This window comes from Ornithinibacillus sp. FSL M8-0202 (assembly GCF_037975285.1).
Classification (GTDB): Bacteria; Bacillota; Bacilli; order Bacillales; family Amphibacillaceae; genus Ornithinibacillus; species Ornithinibacillus massiliensis.
In genome coordinates this window covers 3,526,901-3,547,326 of record NZ_CP150248.1, presented here as the reverse complement: position 1 = coordinate 3,547,326, position 20,426 = coordinate 3,526,901, and the positions used below count along the sequence as shown (strand labels likewise).

Annotated in this window: 25 protein-coding genes; 9 read left to right on the top strand and 16 right to left on the bottom strand. The window is 35.9% G+C overall.

Annotation, left to right across the window (positions count from 1 at the left end; translation table 11 throughout):
* Positions 1 to 31: 31 nt before the first annotated feature.
* Complete coding sequence (holA, locus tag MKY78_RS17875; RefSeq protein WP_339214595.1) at positions 32 to 1,045, bottom strand: DNA polymerase III subunit delta; 1,014 nt, start codon at positions 1,043 to 1,045, stop codon at positions 32 to 34.
* A gap of 311 nt (positions 1,046 to 1,356) precedes the next feature.
* Here holA and MKY78_RS17870 point away from each other — a divergent pair, with 311 nt between their 5' ends.
* Positions 1,357 to 1,491: a YqzM family protein gene (locus tag MKY78_RS17870; protein ID WP_339214593.1), complete on the top strand. Its 135-nt coding sequence runs from the start codon at positions 1,357 to 1,359 to the stop codon at positions 1,489 to 1,491.
* 74 nt (positions 1,492 to 1,565) lie between these two features.
* On the opposite strand, the gene MKY78_RS17865 is transcribed toward MKY78_RS17870, so the two are convergent.
* From MKY78_RS17865 to MKY78_RS17820, 10 genes are all read right to left on the bottom strand, one after another.
* On the bottom strand, positions 1,566 to 3,833 hold the full coding sequence (locus tag MKY78_RS17865; RefSeq protein ID WP_339214591.1) for a DNA internalization-related competence protein ComEC/Rec2: 2,268 nt from the start codon (positions 3,831 to 3,833) through the stop codon (positions 1,566 to 1,568).
* Positions 3,834 to 3,840: 7 nt separating this feature from the next.
* The gene (locus tag MKY78_RS17860; RefSeq protein ID WP_339214590.1) at positions 3,841 to 4,404 is read right to left on the bottom strand and encodes a ComE operon protein 2; all 564 of its coding nucleotides are present in this window, start codon (positions 4,402 to 4,404) and stop codon (positions 3,841 to 3,843) included.
* Positions 4,405 to 4,462: 58 nt separating this feature from the next.
* Positions 4,463 to 5,044, bottom strand: a complete 582-nt coding sequence (locus MKY78_RS17855) for a helix-hairpin-helix domain-containing protein (protein WP_339214589.1) — start codon at positions 5,042 to 5,044, stop codon at positions 4,463 to 4,465.
* Positions 5,045 to 5,131: 87 nt separating this feature from the next.
* Positions 5,132 to 5,881, bottom strand: a complete 750-nt coding sequence (locus tag MKY78_RS17850) for a class I SAM-dependent methyltransferase (RefSeq protein ID WP_339214588.1) — start codon at positions 5,879 to 5,881, stop codon at positions 5,132 to 5,134.
* A gap of 3 nt (positions 5,882 to 5,884) precedes the next feature.
* On the bottom strand, positions 5,885 to 6,244 hold the full coding sequence (rsfS, locus tag MKY78_RS17845; protein ID WP_339214586.1) for a ribosome silencing factor: 360 nt from the start codon (positions 6,242 to 6,244) through the stop codon (positions 5,885 to 5,887).
* Entirely contained in the window at positions 6,234 to 6,815 is a 582-nt protein-coding gene (gene yqeK / locus MKY78_RS17840; protein WP_339214585.1) for a bis(5'-nucleosyl)-tetraphosphatase (symmetrical) YqeK, read from the bottom strand. Before yqeK ends, rsfS begins: the two co-directional genes overlap by 11 nt.
* Before the next feature lie 57 nt (positions 6,816 to 6,872).
* The gene (gene yhbY / locus MKY78_RS17835; RefSeq protein WP_339214583.1) at positions 6,873 to 7,175 is read right to left on the bottom strand and encodes a ribosome assembly RNA-binding protein YhbY; all 303 of its coding nucleotides are present in this window, start codon (positions 7,173 to 7,175) and stop codon (positions 6,873 to 6,875) included.
* 4 nt (positions 7,176 to 7,179) lie between these two features.
* Positions 7,180 to 8,004: a shikimate dehydrogenase gene (aroE, locus tag MKY78_RS17830; RefSeq protein ID WP_339214581.1), complete on the bottom strand. Its 825-nt coding sequence runs from the start codon at positions 8,002 to 8,004 to the stop codon at positions 7,180 to 7,182.
* A 10-nt stretch (positions 8,005 to 8,014) separates the two neighbouring features.
* A complete protein-coding gene (gene yqeH, locus MKY78_RS17825) occupies positions 8,015 to 9,112 on the bottom strand; it encodes a ribosome biogenesis GTPase YqeH (RefSeq protein WP_339214579.1) in 1,098 nt (365 codons plus the stop codon).
* Between the two features lie 2 nt (positions 9,113 to 9,114).
* A complete protein-coding gene (locus MKY78_RS17820) occupies positions 9,115 to 9,630 on the bottom strand; it encodes a YqeG family HAD IIIA-type phosphatase (RefSeq protein WP_339214577.1) in 516 nt (171 codons plus the stop codon).
* Between the two features lie 511 nt (positions 9,631 to 10,141).
* Here MKY78_RS17820 and MKY78_RS17815 point away from each other — a divergent pair.
* The 8 genes from MKY78_RS17815 (at position 10,142) to sigK (ending at position 16,707) form a co-directional block, all read left to right on the top strand.
* The gene (locus tag MKY78_RS17815; RefSeq protein ID WP_010094136.1) at positions 10,142 to 10,282 is read left to right on the top strand and encodes a sporulation histidine kinase inhibitor Sda; all 141 of its coding nucleotides are present in this window, start codon (positions 10,142 to 10,144) and stop codon (positions 10,280 to 10,282) included.
* 275 nt (positions 10,283 to 10,557) lie between these two features.
* Positions 10,558 to 12,897, top strand: a complete 2,340-nt coding sequence (locus tag MKY78_RS17810; RefSeq protein ID WP_339214575.1) for a Na+/H+ antiporter subunit A — start codon at positions 10,558 to 10,560, stop codon at positions 12,895 to 12,897.
* The gene (locus MKY78_RS17805) at positions 12,898 to 13,236 is read left to right on the top strand and encodes a Na(+)/H(+) antiporter subunit C (RefSeq protein WP_339214573.1); all 339 of its coding nucleotides are present in this window, start codon (positions 12,898 to 12,900) and stop codon (positions 13,234 to 13,236) included.
* Positions 13,229 to 14,710 (top strand): Na+/H+ antiporter subunit D, encoded by a 1,482-nt coding sequence (locus MKY78_RS17800; RefSeq protein ID WP_339214571.1) that lies wholly within the window; start codon positions 13,229 to 13,231, stop codon positions 14,708 to 14,710. The genes MKY78_RS17805 and MKY78_RS17800 overlap by 8 nt, the downstream gene beginning before the upstream one ends.
* A gap of 6 nt (positions 14,711 to 14,716) precedes the next feature.
* Positions 14,717 to 15,193, top strand: a complete 477-nt coding sequence (locus MKY78_RS17795) for a Na+/H+ antiporter subunit E (RefSeq protein ID WP_186871462.1) — start codon at positions 14,717 to 14,719, stop codon at positions 15,191 to 15,193.
* A complete protein-coding gene (locus MKY78_RS17790) occupies positions 15,194 to 15,505 on the top strand; it encodes a Na(+)/H(+) antiporter subunit F1 (protein WP_186871461.1) in 312 nt (103 codons plus the stop codon).
* On the top strand, positions 15,486 to 15,854 hold the full coding sequence (mnhG, locus tag MKY78_RS17785; RefSeq protein ID WP_339214569.1) for a monovalent cation/H(+) antiporter subunit G: 369 nt from the start codon (positions 15,486 to 15,488) through the stop codon (positions 15,852 to 15,854). The genes MKY78_RS17790 and mnhG overlap by 20 nt, the downstream gene beginning before the upstream one ends.
* 148 nt (positions 15,855 to 16,002) lie before the next feature.
* On the top strand, positions 16,003 to 16,707 hold the full coding sequence (sigK, locus tag MKY78_RS17780) for an RNA polymerase sporulation sigma factor SigK (RefSeq protein ID WP_339214568.1): 705 nt from the start codon (positions 16,003 to 16,005) through the stop codon (positions 16,705 to 16,707).
* A 159-nt stretch (positions 16,708 to 16,866) separates the two neighbouring features.
* Here sigK and mtnN read toward each other — a convergent pair whose 3' ends face one another.
* The 5 genes from mtnN to MKY78_RS17755 all read right to left on the bottom strand — a co-directional run bounded on the left by mtnN (position 16,867) and on the right by MKY78_RS17755 (position 20,409).
* Positions 16,867 to 17,556, bottom strand: coding sequence for a 5'-methylthioadenosine/S-adenosylhomocysteine nucleosidase (mtnN, locus tag MKY78_RS17775; RefSeq protein ID WP_339214566.1), 690 nt, complete (start codon positions 17,554 to 17,556; stop codon positions 16,867 to 16,869).
* A gap of 19 nt (positions 17,557 to 17,575) precedes the next feature.
* Positions 17,576 to 18,265 (bottom strand): YrrS family protein, encoded by a 690-nt coding sequence (locus MKY78_RS17770; RefSeq protein WP_339214564.1) that lies wholly within the window; start codon positions 18,263 to 18,265, stop codon positions 17,576 to 17,578.
* A gap of 239 nt (positions 18,266 to 18,504) precedes the next feature.
* Positions 18,505 to 18,981, bottom strand: a complete 477-nt coding sequence (greA, locus tag MKY78_RS17765; RefSeq protein ID WP_186870334.1) for a transcription elongation factor GreA — start codon at positions 18,979 to 18,981, stop codon at positions 18,505 to 18,507.
* A 114-nt stretch (positions 18,982 to 19,095) separates the two neighbouring features.
* Entirely contained in the window at positions 19,096 to 19,755 is a 660-nt protein-coding gene (gene udk, locus MKY78_RS17760; protein WP_186870333.1) for a uridine kinase, read from the bottom strand.
* Positions 19,756 to 19,770: 15 nt separating this feature from the next.
* Positions 19,771 to 20,409, bottom strand: coding sequence for an O-methyltransferase (locus tag MKY78_RS17755; protein WP_339214561.1), 639 nt, complete (start codon positions 20,407 to 20,409; stop codon positions 19,771 to 19,773).
* Between the last annotated feature and the right edge of the window lie 17 nt (positions 20,410 to 20,426).

The window sequence follows — 20,426 nt, the reverse complement described above, 5'->3', positions numbered from 1 at the left end:
TATTCGGGATCGTTTTTTATTGTTATTAACATTATTTTTTAATCAGATTATATAATAATATTTCAAAAGCTAACGACTTTTCCATTTTTCCTTGCTTAATTATCGCATCTGTTTCGGTAAGCTGATGAATAATATATTCCAGCTTTTGTACAGTAAACTTCGCTTCTCGGTTTAATGCAACTTTTATTACATAGGGATGAACACCTAGTTGCTTTTGCATCTGACCAGAGCTATATCCCTTTTGCTTTAGAAGCTTTACTCGCAGAATGGTCCTAAACTGAAAGGCCAATAACCCAATTAATGCAATCGGTTCTTCCTTCATGATTTCTAAATCTTTATAAATGGTAATCGCTTTTGCAAGATTCCCTTCTATCACTGTGTCCACAAGTCGAATACCAGAGCTAGTAATCGTATGGGATACTAGATCTTCCGCCACTTGCTTCGTCACCGTACCCCCATCACCAACATATAATGCTATTTTCTCTAGCTCACTTTCAATGATATTTAAGTCAGTAGAAAGTTCATTTTCGAATATTTCAAACGCATCCTCATCAATCGTTACATGTAATTGTTTAGCTAAATTTACTATCCAATTTTTTAATTCGTACTCTTTAACCGGGTTACATTCTGCTACCAACCCTTTATTTTTCAGAAGCTTACTGATTTTTTTCCGTTCATCAATTTTTTCATAAGGTGCGATGAGAACCAATACAGAATAATCTACAGGCATTTCTAAATATTGTTCGAGTACTGACAAGTCATGTTCAAATGGCAGCTTGTCCGACTTCGCCTTGAGAAAAAGTGCATTTGTAGCAATGACCAATTTCTTTTCACCAAAAAAAGGATATGTCTCGACATCTGCAATGACTTCTTGGATGGATGTTTCGGTTAAATCATATGTAGATAGGTTTTCTTCCTCGTCTAGAACACCTTTAACCAGTAAATCCTTTATTTTCTGGATAAAATAGTTTTCTGTACCATATAATAAAATGACTTCTGGGATTTGCTTTTTTTTTATTTGTTTCACTACATCTGTGTAAGTCATGCTATTCACTCCAAATTCGTATATTCTTTATGGTAATCGGTCGAAAGATGAATAGCAAGAAAAACCTGAGAGGGAAATTAGGGACAGGAATTTCCCTCTCTATCTATATGAACGTTTAACATAAAGCCCTAGGAACAGTATGTTAAACGATGTTTTTCTTTCACCTATAGCATGACCCTTCTCCCTAAAAGTATAGTTGTTAAGTCTTTCTAATTTTGGCTATGTATAATTAATATTTGACATTTTTGTATCTTTGGTGGATTTTTTTAAGTAATTAATTTATACTAAAGGTTGATATGGGAGGGTTAGCTATGAATGAATTTGAAAAGGATCCACAATCAAAAAATAATGATGTAGTTGATTCCATTAAAGGGTTTGGCTTTTCTTTAGTTTTCTTTCTTTTAATCTTTTTTATCGGAGTAACCATTAGCGTAATTGGTCAATAAGTACATAAGTGTTTTTTCGTAACAAAAGAGACTGGGCTTTCTCCGGTCTCTTTTGTTTTTTGGTCTAGTTTAGATTATGGCTTGAATTGATAAAACGTTCCATCATTTTCGTTGAATCGATAAATAATAGCCCCCGCTTGATCTGTTCTTAAAACAAGAACCTGTTCATTATTCAAGGTTTCTAAAACATCACGAGTTGGGTGGCCATATCGATTATTTTTACCGACTGAGATTAGCGCGTAATTGGGTTTAATCGCTGAAATAAATTCTGGATCGGTTGAAGTATTACTACCGTGATGTGCTACCTTCAATACATCTACAGACAGATCGGGGAAAGTCTTTATTATATCTTTCTCGGTTTCCTTATCAATATCTCCAGTAAATAGCCAATCTCGACCACCTAGACTAATGGAAAATACGAGAGAATTTTCGTTACTGCCTTTTTTATCTACCCAAGGTGCAAGAATATTAAACCTTTTCCCCTTCATTTCCACCCTTTGTCCCGCTCTTACTCGTAGGATCTCCCCATCTGTCAGCTTATGAGTAAGCTCCTCTTCAAGCTGGTAATATTCACTTATCATTATCCTGTTCACACGATAATCATCCATAATATATTTCACACTACCCGCATGGTCTATATCCTCATGACTGATGATAATGGCATCTATCTCATATATTCCTTGATACTGAAGAAAGGGTTGAATGACTCTAGTGTAATTTCGATTCGTAGCTTCCATACTTTCGAACGAAATCGCAGCCCCCGCATCGACGATAAACACCCCCTTACGAAATGGAAGTTCAATTACTATTGCGTCCCCTTGTCCTATATCTAACATGGTGACACTCCCATATGGAGATACATATGGTCGAAGCATCAACGATACCAATAACATCGTTAATAACGTTCCATAAGCAAATGCTCTCGTTAACTTCTCACGTAGAATCATCGCTAACATGAAAATGAGCAGCACATAATAAATTACGATATAACTAGTAGGAAATTGTCCATTCCACCACGGATAATAAAGAATATTATCTACCCCTTGTAATAAGCGTAGAAAAATCTCCTGCACGAATGAAAATAGCTTGTCCATAAATACATGTAGGAATGGAATCGGCGAAATCAACAGAAGCAAAAACATAAGTGGGATTACAAAGAAAGTAAAATACGGAACGACGAAGACATTCAGTAATATGGATAGCGGATTAAAATGGTAAAAATAAATCATCTGTATGGGGAGAATAACAAGCTGTGAGATAAAACTTAATTTCAACATCTGAAATAATAAAGAATCACTACTTACCAGCCATTTTTTAGATAATATGATGGCAAAAGTAACCAAAAAAGAAAATTGAAATCCAATATGATAGATAATGTATTTATCGAAAATAATCAGCATGATGAAGACAATACTAATAACATCGGTTATCATGAGCTTCCATTTCAGTTTTTGAATAAATATAACGAGTAAAACCATCGAACTCGCTCGCAGTATAGAAGGCGCTCCACCAGCAAGAAAAGCGTATATCGGTAAAAATATCATCATAAGATATTGTGCTTTCTCAATGGTTAGCAATTGAAGCTTTACCGTAAAGAAATACAGTAGCCCCACGACTAATCCAATATGAAGACCAGAAATAGCTAACAAATGAGACAAACTCCACCGTTGAAACAACGCCGTTATATCCTTAGAGATTAAACTATCATCTCCTAGAACAAGTGCAAGTATCCAAGCACCTGTCTCTTCAGAAAATTTACTATAAACATATTCCTTGATATTCTCTCTCATCTTATAGAGAACATTCCAGCTATCACTACCATGACAACGAATATCCTCTATCGAATTAATTACGAGTTCATATTGTATTCCATTTGCTGCTAAATAGGCTTGATAATCAAATTGCCCAGGATTACTACTGCTTTCTGGTATGTTGAGCTCACCATGAATTTGACAGGATGCACCAGATTGAATAGTGGCAATAGTAGGATTTTGTCTATCAGGATTAAATAGCCTAACTTTCATCCTATTCTGGGTATCATCAGCTTTAAAATCAAATTGTAGCATCGTTTCCGTTACAACGGGAGAACGTATTACTTTCCCGGATAATGTGACATCAGAACGGTCCGTGTCGGGCTTGAGAGAATCAATCGAAGGGATATAAAGGAGGAAGGTAAGATAAACGACTAGGGAGACCGTGATGGGAAACTTACCTAGTCGTTGTTGTTTAAACAATATGAATAGCCAAATGATAAAAGCTAAAAAAAATAGGATTGAATCAAACGTGACAGATAATGCACTACAAACAACTGCAAAAGCAGGTATGTACCAATTACCATTCATATAACGTCTACCTTACGATGCGGAATAATTCCTGTGCCTTCTTTTTAAGCTGATTAAACTCGCTCGAATCAGCATCCTCCACTATCTTTAATAATTCTTCGACAACAGAGGCTTTCTCTTTGTAGTTTATATCTAATGCTAAGTAGTCTAATTCTACTTTTTCCGTTCTTACTCCGGCTTCCTTAAACAACTCAATTGCATATGGATGATTCTTATAATCCTCTGCATAATATACTGTTTTAATACCACTTTGAATCAGTTGCTTCGTACATTGTAAACACGGAAAATGGGTAACATAGATATCAGCATTTTCTGTAGGAACTCCAAACTTCGCACATTGAAGAAGAGCATTAGCTTCTGCATGAACAGTTCGAACACAATGTCCATCAATAACATAGCAACCTTCATCTACACAGTGAACATCGCCAGATACACTACCATTATAACCACCAGCTATTATTCGTTTATCGCGAACAATCGTCGCTCCTACCATCAGTCTTGTACAAGTACTTCGCAACGATAGTAAATGACTTTGTGCCATAAAATATTGATTCCATGAGATTCTTTCCATGATCAGTCCCCTCTCTATTAAATTTGTTTACCTTGTGAGTCCTACTATCGTCAATCGGTTAAGGAACTTGAAGCTCATCCTTGATTGCCTCTAATGTCTTCTCACCAATCCCTGTAACACCTAGTAAATCCTCTACTTGTTGAAAATAGCCATTCGCATCCCGATACTCAACAATTGCATTTGCTTTAGACGGTCCTATCCCTGGTAGTTTTTGGATTTCCTCGACCGTCGCATAGTTTATTCTTATCTTTGCGCTTTGTGATTCTCCAACATTAATCGAACCCTCATGTCCTATTTCTGGAACAAGGATCACCATTTCATCAAATACCTTTTGGGCAAGATTAATAAAATTTTGATCAGCAGAATTGGTAAAACCTCCTGCTAATTGTACGACATCGCGAACACGGGAACTCTCTTCAATTTCATAGACACCAGGATGTTGAACCTCTCCTTTGATATCTACGACTACCAGGCCAGAATTTGGTTCAGTAATGGCTTCAGCCTCAATTATTGAGGAATCATCAACTGTAACTAGAGCCGCAGGCGGGTCTTCCTCCCCCATCTTCAACATAAGGAACACAACTATTATCCCTATTACCATAAAGATTACCAATACGTTTTTTCGTAACCATTCTAGCAAGACATTCACATCCTATTACTAGTTGTCCTACTATGATACAAGACGAATATCTTTCTGGCAAAATAAGAAAAGGACAAGAAAAATAACTTATCTTGTCCTTTTTTGCGCTATAATAAATATTCGATCCGCTTCTTTTTCAGAAAAATCTGTTTCTATCGAAAAATCACCATGAACAGCCAAAATTTCAAAACCTGCATTTTTTAGTAAACGACGATAAACCTCAACTGAATACGTCTTTTGATGATGTGTTTCATCAAATCGAGTATATAAATCTCCTTCTGATGTAAAGAAGGTTAACTCATGAAACATCTCGCCTTCCTCATCTCCTGGATAACACGTCCAAATATACGCGCTATCCTCTTTGACATCAGAAAAAGAATTCCCAACTAAATCTTCTTCAACATGACGAACAGAGTGAAAATCAAACACAAAGAGGCCATGATCGTTGAGGGAATGATAAACATTGTGAAAGACCTTTTGAACATCCTCCATGGTTGTCATATAATTGATAACATCGCAGTAACTAATTGCTAAATCAAAATGATGAAGTCCTTCCAGCTCTCTTAAATCTTGGTGGACTAGCTGAATCTGTTGATTGTGATGACTTGCTTTTTGGTCTGCGACTGTAAGCATATCAGCAGAATAATCAACACCCGTAATCGAATATTCTTCTGCCAGCTGAACGGTAATTTCACCAGTCCCACACCCTAAATCCAGTACATTTGGTGTTTTCAAACCATATTTGTCGATAATCATTTTCGTATAGTGCACCCATTGATCATATGGAGCATCTTCCATAAATTGATCATATAGGCTTGCCATTAATTGATACGCCATCCCTTACTGTCCTACCTCTAATGGTACTTGGGCAGCATCTCCCCATAATCGCTCCAAATTATAATAGTTTCGTTCATCCTTATGGAAAACATGGCATACAACATCACCTAGGTCGACCAATACCCATCTTGCTTGCTCAAACCCTTCTAATCGCTTCACTGATATTTGATGCTCTTCCATTGTTTCTTTTACAGCTCTAGCAATGGATTGAACTTGCCTTTCATTCGAACCATGGCAAATTAAGAAATAATCTGCGACTAAGGATACTTGTGCTAAGTCAAGTGCAACAATCTCTTCTGCTCGTTTGTCATCACATGCTTCGGCTGCTAGCTTTAATATTTCCATAGGATTATTATTCAACATGAATACCTCCAGTTATAAGTCTTGTTAAATCATTATATGCATGAAATGTGTCAGGATAAATACGATTTTCCTTTTCCATCAAATATTTTATGGTATTTCGAGATACCATCCACCCTGCTTTAATCAAATCGTGTTCTGCCATCTCTCTTACTTCATCTAGTCCCGGAAAGCTTCTTCCAGGCTCAATATAATCTGCAATAAATACAATAAGTTCTAATTTGCTCATATTGGCTTTTCCAGTAGTATGATAATAAATAGCTGATTTTACCTCATGATCTGTTATCCCGACTTCCTCTTCTATTTTAATCGATGCAACCGGCCCATGCCAAAGCTCATGATGATAGAGAAGTAGGTCCTTTGGTAATTTACTTGCTTCAATTATTCTTTTCATTTCATCGATTGCGCGATATTTGCAATAATCATGAAAAATAGAGGCAAGCTCGGCCTTTTCAGGAGAAACATTATATTTCTTCGCCAAAGACACAGCTGTATTTGCTACACGTAATGTATGCTCAAATCTCTTCTTCGTTAAATGTGGCTCAACAAATGCAATCGCATCATTTTTATTCATCTAAACATACTCCTTCTAAAAAAGTACAGAAATACACTATAAAACTAACCGTTTATGTCAGTCCGAAGATGAAGGTAATACGATTTCTTTGTTCTCTTTCGATTCTTTATAAAGAACAATGTTATTACCAATAATTTGGACAATTTCTGCACCTGTTCCCGCCTGTAATTCTTCCGCTACAGTTTCTTTATCATCTAAACAATTTTGCAAAATTGTAATCTTAATTAATTCTCTTTTTTCTAGTGCTTCATTTACTTGTACGATCATATTCTCATTAACCCCTATTTTACCAACTTGAAAAATAGGTTTTAAATGATGTGCCTTTGATCGAAGAAATCTCTTTTGTTTACCTGTTAGCATGTTATCACCCTTCTAGTATTCGTTTTAATTGACTGTTCATATTTCCAAGTGATGGTGTTATCCCAAACCAAATTTCAAAAGCATATTGTGCTTGATATAGCAGCATGGAATGTCCTTGATGGATTTGGGCACCTTTCTTTTTGGCTTCACGTAATAACGTAGTTAAAATCGGTTGATAGATGATATCACTTACTATAGTAGATGATTTCATTCCATCTATTCGTATTGGCGAATCTGCTTGATTAGGCTTCATCCCAACATTAGTCGTTTGAATTATTAGGTCAAAGGTAGCTATATTTTCCTCAGCTTGGTCTAAGGTTATAGCTGACTTTGAATGTTGAGCAATTTCCTTTGCTTTTTCGATGGTTCGGTTGGCAATAGTAATCGATGAATATCCTGCTTGATGTAGGGCATTGTATATTCCTCGCGCAGCGCCTCCTGCACCAATTATCAGGATGTTTACCTGTTTATTATTGGATAAATCGGGATAGCTTTGCTCTAACGAACGTAGGTAACCAATTCCATCTGTGTTATATCCGATTAAACGACCATCTTTATTTAACACCGTATTAACTGCACCAATATGTTTCGCACTTGGGTCTAATTCATCTAATAAAGGAATTATTTTTTGTTTATATGGAAGTGTAACATTAAATCCTGTAATACGTTTTTCCTTTATAGTTTGTACAAGTTCTGTTAAATCATCTTCTCTAACTTCAAATATTGAATAGTTTCCTTGTATATTCGCTTCCTCTAGGAATTGTTTATGTATCCATGGAGACAAGGAATGTTTGATTGGATACCCTATTAACCCAAGCTGATACACCACTTAGCCCCTCCTATATCAAGGATTTCCTTAACGATACAGCTACTTCTTTTGGACTATGTGCCACAATCGTACATGCTCCACTTACCGTTACCCAGCCCAATCCAGGAAATACAATATCTGTCTTCTCGCCATTTAATCGATAGGAGCTTGTTGTGAATGGTGGTAGCAATTTCATCGATTCTTCATCTGGTGGAGATAATAATTCTCCAACATGATTCTCATATAATTCATCTGCTTTCTCCAGCTTAGTCCGATGGATTGGAAGATTATTGGAAAAGTAACAAACGAACGATTGTCTATCTCCCTTAATAAAATCAAGACGGGCTAAGCCACCGAAGAATAGCGTTTGTTCCGAATTCAATTGATATACTCTTGGTTTTATCTCTTTAGTCGGGGTAATTACCTTTAGATCCTGATCGGATACGTAATGTGCAATTTGCTCATGATTAACTATTCCAGGAGTATCAATAAGAGCAGAATCATCATCTAAAGGAATTTCAATAAACCCGAGTGTAGTTCCTGGAAAATAAGATGTCGTAATGACATCACTCTCCCCAACGGACTGTTTGATTAATCGATTAATGAATGTTGATTTTCCGACATTGGTCGTACCAACAATATAAACATCTTGTTGATTACGGTACTCTTCAATTTGATTCGTTAATTCTTCCATCCCATAGCCTTTAACTGATGAGATTAAGAAAACATCCTGTACTTTTAGACCAAGTTCTTTAGCAGATGACCGCAACCATTGTATCAGTTTATTCTGATTTGTAGATTTTGGCAATAAATCCATTTTGTTTCCAACTAAAATAATCGGATTATTCCCAACAATCCTAGGTAAACTCTTAATCATTGTTCCATTCACATCAAAAATATCGATAATATGGACGACAAGTCCCTTTTTATCACGAATCGAACTAACCATTCTAAGAAAATCGTCATCGTGAATGGATACGTCTTGTATTTCATTGTAATGCTTTAAACGAAAACACCTTTTACAAAGTATATTTTCTTTTTCTAGAGATGATTTTGGTGTATATCCTAAACCTTTTGGGTCTTCTGTTTGGATTTCGACACCGCATCCTATGCAATGGATTTGTTCCACTTTTATTCCTCCCAGCTAATCATACCTTTTTTACGAAAGTAGTTCATTATTTTCCGTTCAATTCTGCGATTAAATTGCGTTATTTTTTCATCGGTTTGAACAATCGGAACAACAAGGATTGTGTAAAAACCTGCTGTATTACCACCTAGTATATCGGTTAATAATTGATCACCTATGACAACTACCTCTTCTTTTTTTAATTCCATTTGCTGTGCAGCAGTCTTAAATGCTCTAGTTAGTGGTTTTCTAGCACTAAAAACAAATGGTGTGCCTAGTGGCTCTGAAAACATTTTTACTCTTTCTTCCTTATTATTGGATATGATGGTTACTTTAATGCCATGGTCCTTCATTAGTTTAAACCATTCCACAACCTCAGGACTAGCATTCTTTACATCCCACGCTACCAATGTATTATCTAAATCTGTAATTACTCCTTTTATCCCTTTATCATGAAGGTCACTAGGTTTAATTTCAAATATACTTTTTACGTGTTCGTTTGGTAGAAACCGCTTTAACAATAGTTACACCTCTTTGTTTACAAAATCTATCGACTTATATACTAACCTATTCGATGTTTATACAAAAGTCTTTTTGGTTATTATACATAATATAAATAAAAACCTATGCATACTAAAATACCATAGATATGTTACAGAAGGTAGAAATATGTAAAATAGCGATTAAAAATGCAAAAATCGTTCGACAAATTCTCGCATTTCTCGTATTGTGGATAACTATATTCACATTATCAACAGTATAAAATCAAGTGTTTAGCTGTTGTTTTCTACCTTTATACACAAGTTATCTACAGCCCCATGTAGATAACTAGCATCTTGTCCTCGATTATTTTTCGTGTTACGTTATATCTATCATAAATCTAGTAGATAGTTAAGACCGCTACTATAGGAAAGATTGTTGAAAAAGCTATATCCATATGGCTCCCACTCAATCCTAATTCCACAAAATGCAACAATCTTCTAGTAAACCGTCTTAATAAAAGAACTTGTTTAATATAGGAGGGCTACGATTATGGAACATTTGTCAGATGAATTATTAATCGAGTCGTATCATAAAGCAAATGAATTAAAATTAAGCCCTGATTTTGTTTCGCTTATAGAAGATGAAATATATCGCCGAGGTTTAAGTCACAAAATAAAGTATAGCAGTTAAAAAAATCGACCGTATGAAATGATTCTATATAAATAGGAAGAGATTTTATAACCCTTGACATTATTGTGAATGTTGGGGGTATTTTATTTTTTTCTCGGTAAAAAGTATGGTAAGCTTTCTGTTATATGTAACGTTATATCGCTTTGTGACTTTATCAGTTATATATTAAAATAAAATTAACGTAAATGATAAGTTAGAAGCTAACCCAAAATAAGAGTAATCTACTCATCTTACGTTTGGGATAATCGATAAATAAATAGGAGGTCAATTCGTAGATGATATTTGCAGTTTTAATACCCCTTGTATTTGCTTTATTAGTTCCACTGTTAAGTAAGGTGAAGAATAAAGTTCATACAGGTATATTTGTATTACTTATCCCCTTAGGAATCTTCCTTTACTTTGTTCGTTTTATAGGTAATGACTTTTCTCCAGTACGTCATACATATAACTGGATTCCTTCCCTTGGTATAAATTTTGATTTTTATTTAGATGGACTTAGCTTGCTTTTTGTACTGCTTATTAGTGGGATTGGTACACTCGTTGTATTCTATTCCATTTATTACCTGCATGTCTCAGAAAGATTAGCTCATTTCTATGTTTATCTACTTATGTTCATGTCAGCCATGCTAGGCGTTGTGTTGTCTGATAATGTGTTTGTACTATATTCCTTTTGGGAACTAACCTCAATATCTTCATTCTTATTAATTGGATATTGGCATCATCGAGAACGTTCACGTTATGGCGCCCAAAAATCGATGCTTATCACCGTATTTGGTGGGCTAAGCATGCTTGGTGGACTAATATTATTATCCGTCATTACTGGAACGACAAGTATCCGTGGGATGATTGATCAAGTAGATTTGATTATTAATAACAATTATTTGCCTTTAATTTTAGGATTAATTCTGTTAGGTGCATTTACTAAATCTGCACAATTTCCATTTCATATTTGGTTACCAGATGCAATGGAGGCACCTACTCCAGTTAGTGCTTACTTACACTCCGCTACTATGGTTAAAGCGGGTATTTATCTCGTAGCAAGATTCTTACCTATTTTCGTAGCGTTTGAATGGTTTTATATTACCGTTAGTTTAGTCGGAATTGTTACATTGGTTTGGGGATCCTATATGGCAGTACGACAGACTGACTTGAAGGGTATCCTTGCATTTTCTACCATAAGTCAATTAGGTATGATTATGGCTATGCTTGGATTTGGAACAGAGGCTGCTATTTTCGCTGCTGTATTCCATATTTTAAACCATGCTACATTCAAAGGAAGCCTGTTTATGATTGCTGGGATTATTGACCACGAAACTGGAACGAGAGACATACGTAAGCTTGGTGGATTATTTACGATTATGCCAATATCCGGTACGTTAGCTGTCTTTGGTACCTTCTCCATGGCTGGGGTTCCATTTCCGTTCTTAAACGGCTTCTATAGTAAAGAATTATTCTTTGAGGCAACAACGAAATTAAGTGATCAGGCAAATGGATTAGCCAGCTTCCTTTCAACTGCTATTCCTTACCTTGCCGTGTTTGGGAGTATTTTTACATTTGTATATTCGATGTATCTATTCTTTGGCGTGTTTACTGGGCCGAAAAAATTCGATTTATTTAAAAAGAAACCACACGAGGCACCAATTGGTATGCTTATTTCACCATTAATCCTTATCCTAGGTGTTATCATCATTGGTTTATTCCCTAATATTGCGAACAGTTCATTACTAGCACATGCAACTGGCGGAATAATGAATAGTCCGATGGAGCCTTATCATGTTCATTATTGGCATGGATTTGATTCGATAGCATTCCAAATGTCTCTTATCGTAGTTGGACTAGGTATTGTCCTATTCTTAACTCGTAAAAAATGGAGCAACATTTATCATGTCCTACCTGGTAAATTAAGTTTTAATAAAGTATATGACAAGTTAATTCAGAAAATAGACGATGTTTCAACCCGTGTCACCAATGCATATATGACTGGATCAATTAAGCTATATATGTCCATCATTTTAGTCGCTATCATAGTGGCAACATTTACTATTATGTTAACAACTGGTGGTCTAAGCAATATTAGCTTTGATGATTTAGCAGAAGTTTCCGCAGTTGATATTGCCGTAGTAATCATCATGGTATTAGCTGCCTTAGCGACAATTTTTGTTAATGATAAACTTGCACTAATTATCATTACAGGTATTGTTGGCTTTGGAATTTCTATTCTGTTTGTCATCTTCCGTGCTCCAGACTTAGCTTTAACGCAATTAGTAGTAGAAACTGTATCGATGGCTCTTTTCCTACTCGCTTACTATCATTTACCAGAGCTACGAAAAAGAGAAGAAACATTGCAGACATCCACTGCCAATACCATTATCGCTGTAGGTATGGGACTATTAGTTACGCTGACAGGATTTGCAGCCCATAGTGCAGATTGGTTTAATAAGATTTCAGATTACTTTGTAGAAACCGCATATAAACTCGGTGGTGGACACAATATCGTAAACGTTATTCTTGTAGATATGCGTGGACTCGATACACTGTTTGAAATCGCAGTATTAGGTATTGCTGCTTTAGCCATCTATGGCCTCATTAAACTCAGAAATAAGGAGGCTGAGTAAATGGAATATATCATTCTAATACTGGCTGGGATATTATTTGCAACAGCCGTTTATAACCTATTACAAAAACAGCTATTACGTATAATCATTGGGACTGTTCTATTATCCCATGGTGCCCATCTAGTTATTTTAACGATGGGGAAATTAAAACGGGGTCAGCCTCCAATACTGGATGATTCGGTAGTAAACTATACTGACCCTTTACCACAAGCATTGATCTTAACTTCGATCGTAATTAGCTTCGGTATTACGAGTCTTTTACTTGTTCTAGCTTACCGAACAGCACAAGAAAACAAAACAGACAATATGGAAGAAATGAGGGGTGAATCGAATGAGTAATTTAGCTATATTACCGCTAATCATCCCGGCAATCTCAGGTGTCATTGTGGCATTTACTAACTCACATGTGAAGACAACTCGACTTTTAACAAAGCTCTTTACTTTAGTTGGCTTAGCAGTCACGATGTTTGTTGCCTATACTGTATTTACTGATGGTGCGATAATTTTGGAGACGGGTGGTTGGATAGCACCATACGGAATTATATTGGTGGCAGATAAGCTTTCCATTCTACTCGTTCTAACAACGAATATCATCGCAACAGCAGCGGTATTTTACGCACCAAACTCTTTAACCTTAAGGCAAGAAACACATTATTTCTATACGTTTTACTTTATGCTTATTGCTGGTGTAACCGGTGCGTTTCTGACAGGTGATTTATTTAACCTATTTGTATTTTTTGAAGTATTACTGATGGCTTCCTATGCCCTTATCGTACTTGGTGGCGATAAAGTACAATTAAGAGAATCTATCAAGTATGTTTTAATTAACTTGTTCTCTTCCATGTTATTTGTAACGGCAATTGCCCTATTATATGGTGCAGTAGGAACCATTAATATGGCTCAAATTGCAGAGCGTGTTGCAGAAGTTGAACAGACTGGAATCTTAACAACTATAGCGGTGCTCCTGTTCTTCGTATTTGGTACGAAAGCAGCATTATTCCCGCTATATTATTGGTTACCTAGGCCATATATCGTACCAAATCCAGTCGTATCTGCTTTATTTGGTGCCCTATTAACGAAAGTAGGTATCTATTCCATCCTACGCGTGTTCTCATTAATTTTCATCCATCGTATGGAAATTACACATGAAGCATTCATCTGGATTGCAGGACTATCCATGGTATTTGGAGTAATTGGTGCCCTTTCAACAAATAATATTAAACTAATCATTAGTTATAATATTATCCCTGCGATAGGATTTATCATTATGGGAATAGGTATTTTTAATCTCGATGCGCTAAGTGGCTCCATTTATTATTTGGTACACGATATGATTATAAAATCTGCGCTATTTTTACTGGTTGGAGTTATTGCCTATGTAGCTGGAACATCAGACTTGAAGAAAATGGGTGGATTAATCCATCATTACCCATTATTGGGATGGTTATTATTTATCGCAGCATTTATTCTTGCGGGTATTCCACCATTTAGTGGTTTTATCGGAAAGCTATTACTACTTAGGGGTGCCCTATCGGCTGATGAAATTGCGATAACCTTAATAGCGCTATTATCCAGTCTACTCATCCTATACTCTGTCATAAAAATTTTCATTCGAGGATTCTGGGGAGAAAAAGATGAAACGAAAACCTATACGAAGAAGCCTTCGCTAGGATTAATCTTACCAATTGTTGGTTTATTAGCCATCTCCGTCTTTCTTGGTATCGGAGCTGAGTTTGTCTATCCTTCTATTGAAGGAATAGCGGAGTATTTATTAGATCCCCAAATTTATATTGATTCTGTGTTGAAGGAGTAATGGATTATGCCATTTCAAATTATTATTAACCTAATTATTGCCATCATGTGGATGTTCCTTAGTGAATCGTATACGTTAGCAAGCTTTATTGCTGGATATATTTGGGGTATTCTCTTAGTACTCTTGCTAAATCGGTTTATACCTGGTCGATTTTATGGAATACGGGTCGTAAAGATTGTAAAGCTTCTTCTTCTTTTTGTGAAAGAGTTATTCCTATCAAACCTCGGTATTCTTAAACTGGTTTATACACCTAAACCAGAAATAGAACCAGGAATATTTGCACTACCATTAGAGGTGAAAAGCAATTGGGAAATTACTATTTTAGCTCATCTAATTTCCTTAACCCCTGGTACCCTATCTGTTGCTGTGTCAGATGAAAATGACATATTGTACATTCATGCGATGGATATTGATGAAGTAGATAAATCCGTTAAGGAAATAAAGGAAAGTTTCGAGAAAGCGATCCTGGAGGTGACAAGATAGATGGAAGAGGCTATAAAAGTAACAGAATTAATCCTGGAATATACCATTATTGTTTGTTCAATTGCTATTGGAATTTCACTAGTACTACTCCTCTATCGTACGTTTAAAGGGCCTACTAACCCAGATCGTGCCGTTAGTTTAGATACAATTGGAATAAATCTCATGGCATTGACAGGTCTTGTAGCCATTCACCTTTCTACTCCATATTTAAACGACGTGGTTTTACTCGTTGGAATTCTTGGATTCCTTGGTACACTTGCTACGGCAAAATATGTAGAAAAGGGTGTTATTATTGACAGGGACATGGATTGAATTACTTATAAATATTGTTGTTAGCTTATTATTACTGATTGGTGCATTTGTAACATTATCTGCATCTATTGGAATAATACGTTTCCCAGACATCTTCACGAGACTACATGCAGCAACGAAGGCTTCCACACTTGGAGTATCTAGCATCATATTAGCTGCCTTCTTGTACCTATTAGTCAAGGAAGACATCGTAAGTGGGAAGCTGTTACTCGGTATATTATTTATTTTGATAACCGCTCCGGTTTCATCACATATGATTGGTCGTGCTGCACATATTAGTGGTGTTAAGCCCGTTACGAAAAATCGCACCGATGCATTTGAAGAAGCAATGCGAAAACGTCAATCATAAAAACGGACGCTTTAAATGGGATGTTCTCCCTTTAAAGCGTCCTTATTTTTTGCTTGTATTTGTTTAAATGGACAGACACAAGACACGCTCTAACGACATACTGTGTTTATATAGGCTATAGCCCAGCCTGGTCAGGAGGTGTATGTGTTTGTCCGGAATAATGAGTGTCCTTGCATTGCTAATAAAGGAAGCTCTATTCTTTGTTTCCTATGTAAAAAATCATGCTTTTCCACAGCCATTATCTTCAGAGGAAGAAGCCAAATATATCGAAGAAATGCAAAATGGTAGTGAAGAAGCAAGAAACAAGTTAATTGAACATAATTTAAGACTTGTTGCCCATATAGTTAAAAAGTTCGAAAACACTGGCGAGGATATGGAAGATTTAATCTCAATTGGTACTATTGGTTTGATTAAGGGGATTGAGAGCTTCTCTGTTGGGAAAGGTACCAAGCTCGCTACGTATGCGGCTCGTTGTATCGAGAACGAAATACTGATGCATTTAAGAGCCTTAAAAAAGGTAAAGAAAGACGTTTCATTACATGATCCTATCGGTCAGGATAAAGAAGGTAACGAGATTAGCCTTATTGACATTTTACAAGCTGAAAACGAAAATGTCATTGAATACATCCAATTAAATATGGAAATAGAAAAAATGCAGGATTATTTTTCCATTCTAGATAAACGCGAAAAAGAAGTAATTATTTATCGCTATGGATTGAATGATAAAAAAGAAATGACACAAAGAGAAATCGCGAAGAAGTTAAACATATCCAGAAGTTATGTATCACGTATCGAAAAAAGGGCTTTAATGAAGGTATTTCATGAGTATTATCGTAATGAACGAAAAGGATAAGAAATGCATGCTTACATGATGATAAGAAGATTATAAAGGCTGTCGGATAGCATCAACGACAGCCTTTACTATTAGCTTAATAAGGTATGCAATCAGTTCGATTTTTAACCTTTTTTCATGTTGTAATACCTTAAGTAATGAAGCCCGTACCTTACCAATCTAAATGGCTTTTAACAGTAAGATAATTAATGCCGATGCGTTTTTTGCTGCTGTTTCTAAAAAGGCATCAAAGGATACAGAAGATTCCTTTCCGGCTATATCAGACAATGCTCGAATTACGACAAATGGGCAATTATACTGGTATGATACTTGTGCAATAGCAGCCGCTTCCATCTCACTAGCTATCATATTCGGGAATTTCTCACGTACAAAACGAACTCGTTCAGGATCATCCATAAAGGAATCACTTGTCGCAATTAATCCAACCTCACCATTTATATCTAGTTGTTCAATTGCCTTCATCGTCTTTTCCACTAATGAGGAATCAGCTTGATATGTTGGTGGCATTCCTGGAACTTGTCCATATTGATAGTTAAAAGCTGTTACATCTACATCATGGTGCACAACCTCAGACGATACTACGATGTCCCCAACTTCCAGTTTAGAAGAAAAGCCACCAGCAGAACCCGTATTAATAATAAACGTAGGGGCGTATCTTTCCATTAATATCGTGGTAGCCATGGCAGCATTCACTTTACCAATACCAGATTGAAGTAGTACTACTTCTTTCCCTTCTAAATGACCTTTTATAAATACGCAATTAGCGATTATAGTCTCTTCTGTGTCTATCATTTTCTTTTTTAAAATTTCTATTTCTTCATCCATTGCGCCAATGATACCTATTGTCATGATGTATATCCTCCTATTACTATTCAAATCTCCATTTTTCATCGTTTTCCTTCAATACTTCTACCAAAGTCGGCTGCCATCCTTGGTTATCTATCCAACTTATATATACACGATATATCTCCGTTTCAGCTCTATTTGATACTGTTCCGATCACCTGTTGATCACCGCCACGCTTCACCCACCAAGTAATCAAATCATCTTTAGCTAATCCAGTAGCTAAAAGAATAGCCTTTTCCATTTCTATTCTATCTTGTGAACCGTCATCGAATACGACGGTATGTGGCCCACTTTGTTCTGTACCAACCGGCTGCCAATCCGCAGTAAATGCACTAATTACATTATCATCATCAGCTGCAACTGGATCTGTAGTTTTCCTTTCAACTGATTGGTTATCACTTTCTTGGCTAGAATTATCTTCCTCTGACGGTTCATTATTTTCTTCATCTTCCTCAGGGGAAGTCTCTTCCGTTGTAGATTCCTCCTCTAATTCAGAATCATCTGTTTCAATATCGTTATCTCCTTCTGACACTTGATCAGGATTAGCACTTTCATCTTTCTCGTCAGGTTTATCATTAGGACTGAAAATCCATAAACCTAAAAGAAGAATAATAAGGAAGCATGCAGCAACAATTAGTATAGACATTAGCTTTGTATTTTTACGTCTTTTTTCGAATTTGTTTACACGAGATTTTCTATCAAATTCACTCATTCTATCGTTCCCTCCCTATGTATACCTTATTATATTACCATAACTTATATGCTAGGAATAATATCCTTTGTTTACTTTCCTGTTTCACTTTCATGAAAAAATAGAAGTTAGAACAAACGTGATTACGTTTTGTCACAAACTTAAAGTAGTTATCTTAAAGGATAGAGAAATATGAGTGATTCACAGGTAATTTATATGCAATCGAAACAAAAAGCGGAGCAATTTACTCCGCTTTTTATCTATTCTACTTTTAATATTTTTACTTGGATTTCTCCGCCAGGGGTTACTACTGCTACTTCCTCCCCAACTTCATGTCCAAGAAGACTTTTCGCCATTGGTGAGTCATTCGAAATTCTACCTTCAAAAGGATCCGCTTCTGCACTTCCTACAATCGTATACGTTTCCTCGTCACCATCTGGTAGCTCTTGGAACGTCACGGATTTACCTAAAGAAACCATATTAGGATTTTCATTATCATTTTCAATGATTACTGCATTTCGAATCATCTTTTCAACCTGAGAAATTCGGGATTCTACAAATGCTTGCTCATCCTTCGCTGCATCATACTCAGAGTTCTCAGATAGGTCACCGAAATCACGAGCGACCTTAATTCGTTCAACAACTTCTTGTCTTCTTTCCGTTTTTAAATAAAGAAGTTCTTGTTCTAACTTTTCTTTCCCCTCTTGTGTCATGTAATAACTTTTCTCTACAGCCATAAAAAACACTCCTTTGTCTATCTACTGCTTTAAATCAAGAATACCTTGATTGTGTTATGGGATAACCCAATTCAACTAAAAAGTATACTATCCATAACTATGGCAGATTTTATTTTACTTTTCAATACTTTTGTTTAAACTATTTTCTTTATTTTTTGACAAAATATCCGCGATTTTTGTCGCCATAATGTCAATTGCGACGTGGTTTTCTCCACCTTCAGGAATGATAATATCTGCATAACGCTTCGTCGGTTCTACAAATTGTAAATGCATTGGTCTTACAGAGTTTAAGTATTGATCAATAACCGAATCAAGAGATCTTCCACGATCCTTGATATCACGAAGCAACCTTCTAATAATTCTAAGGTCAGCATCTGTATCAACGAACACTTTTATATCCATTAAATCCACTAAGCGAGGATCCTCTAATATTAATATTCCCTCTAAAATAATTACATCCTTAGGTTCTACCGTAATAACTTCCTTTGAACGATTGTGAACCTTGTAGTCATATACAGGTTTATCTATGGATTTATGATTTAATAAATCATGAATATGTTGGATTAATAAATCATTATCAAAAGCAAGTGGGTGGTCATAATTTGTTTTTAAACGCTCTTCAAACGGTAAATCACTTTGATCTTTATAATAATAATCTTGCTCTATTACAAGAATTGTTTTATCTGAAAATCGCTGGCAGATTGATTTCGTTACAGAGGTCTTCCCACTTCCACTACCACCTGCAACTCCAATTACTACTGGTTTGTCTTGCATCTTGCTACCCCTTTTCTATTTTTTATAACTAATTGCAACCCCATCACCAATAGGTAATATCGTTGTGATAAAGCTAGGATGATTTACCAGCCATTCATTATACGATCGAATTTTCTCGACCATTTTCTTGTAACGTGGGTGGTCAAAATTTGGATCAAGGACATAGCCTCGAAATAACACGTTATCTGAAATAATTACACCTTGATCAGCTAATAGCGGGAAACATAATTCAAAAAAACGCTTATAGCTACCCTTCGCAGCATCTATAAAGATAAAATCATACGTATTATTACTTTCTGCTAGCCTAGTTAACTCCTCTATGGCATCACCATGTATAATTTTAATTGCCGCTTCCTTGTTATTTTTCGTAATATTTTCTATTGCTTGTTGGTACCTTTTGTCATCTCTTTCAATCGTTGTTATGGTAGCTTCTGGATTGGCTTCACTCATTCTTAAAGCTGAATACCCAATAGCTGCACCAATTTCTAAAATTCGCTTCGGTTTAGATAAACGAATTAACTGCATTAGAAAATTTATCCCAATGGAATCCATAATTGGGACACGATCGATATGTGCTTGCTGTTCAATGTCTTTTACCCAATCCTCTGATGGAGGAAGGTGACGGTTCAAATAATTTAATAACTGTTCATCCATTTCTAACCCTCATTTAT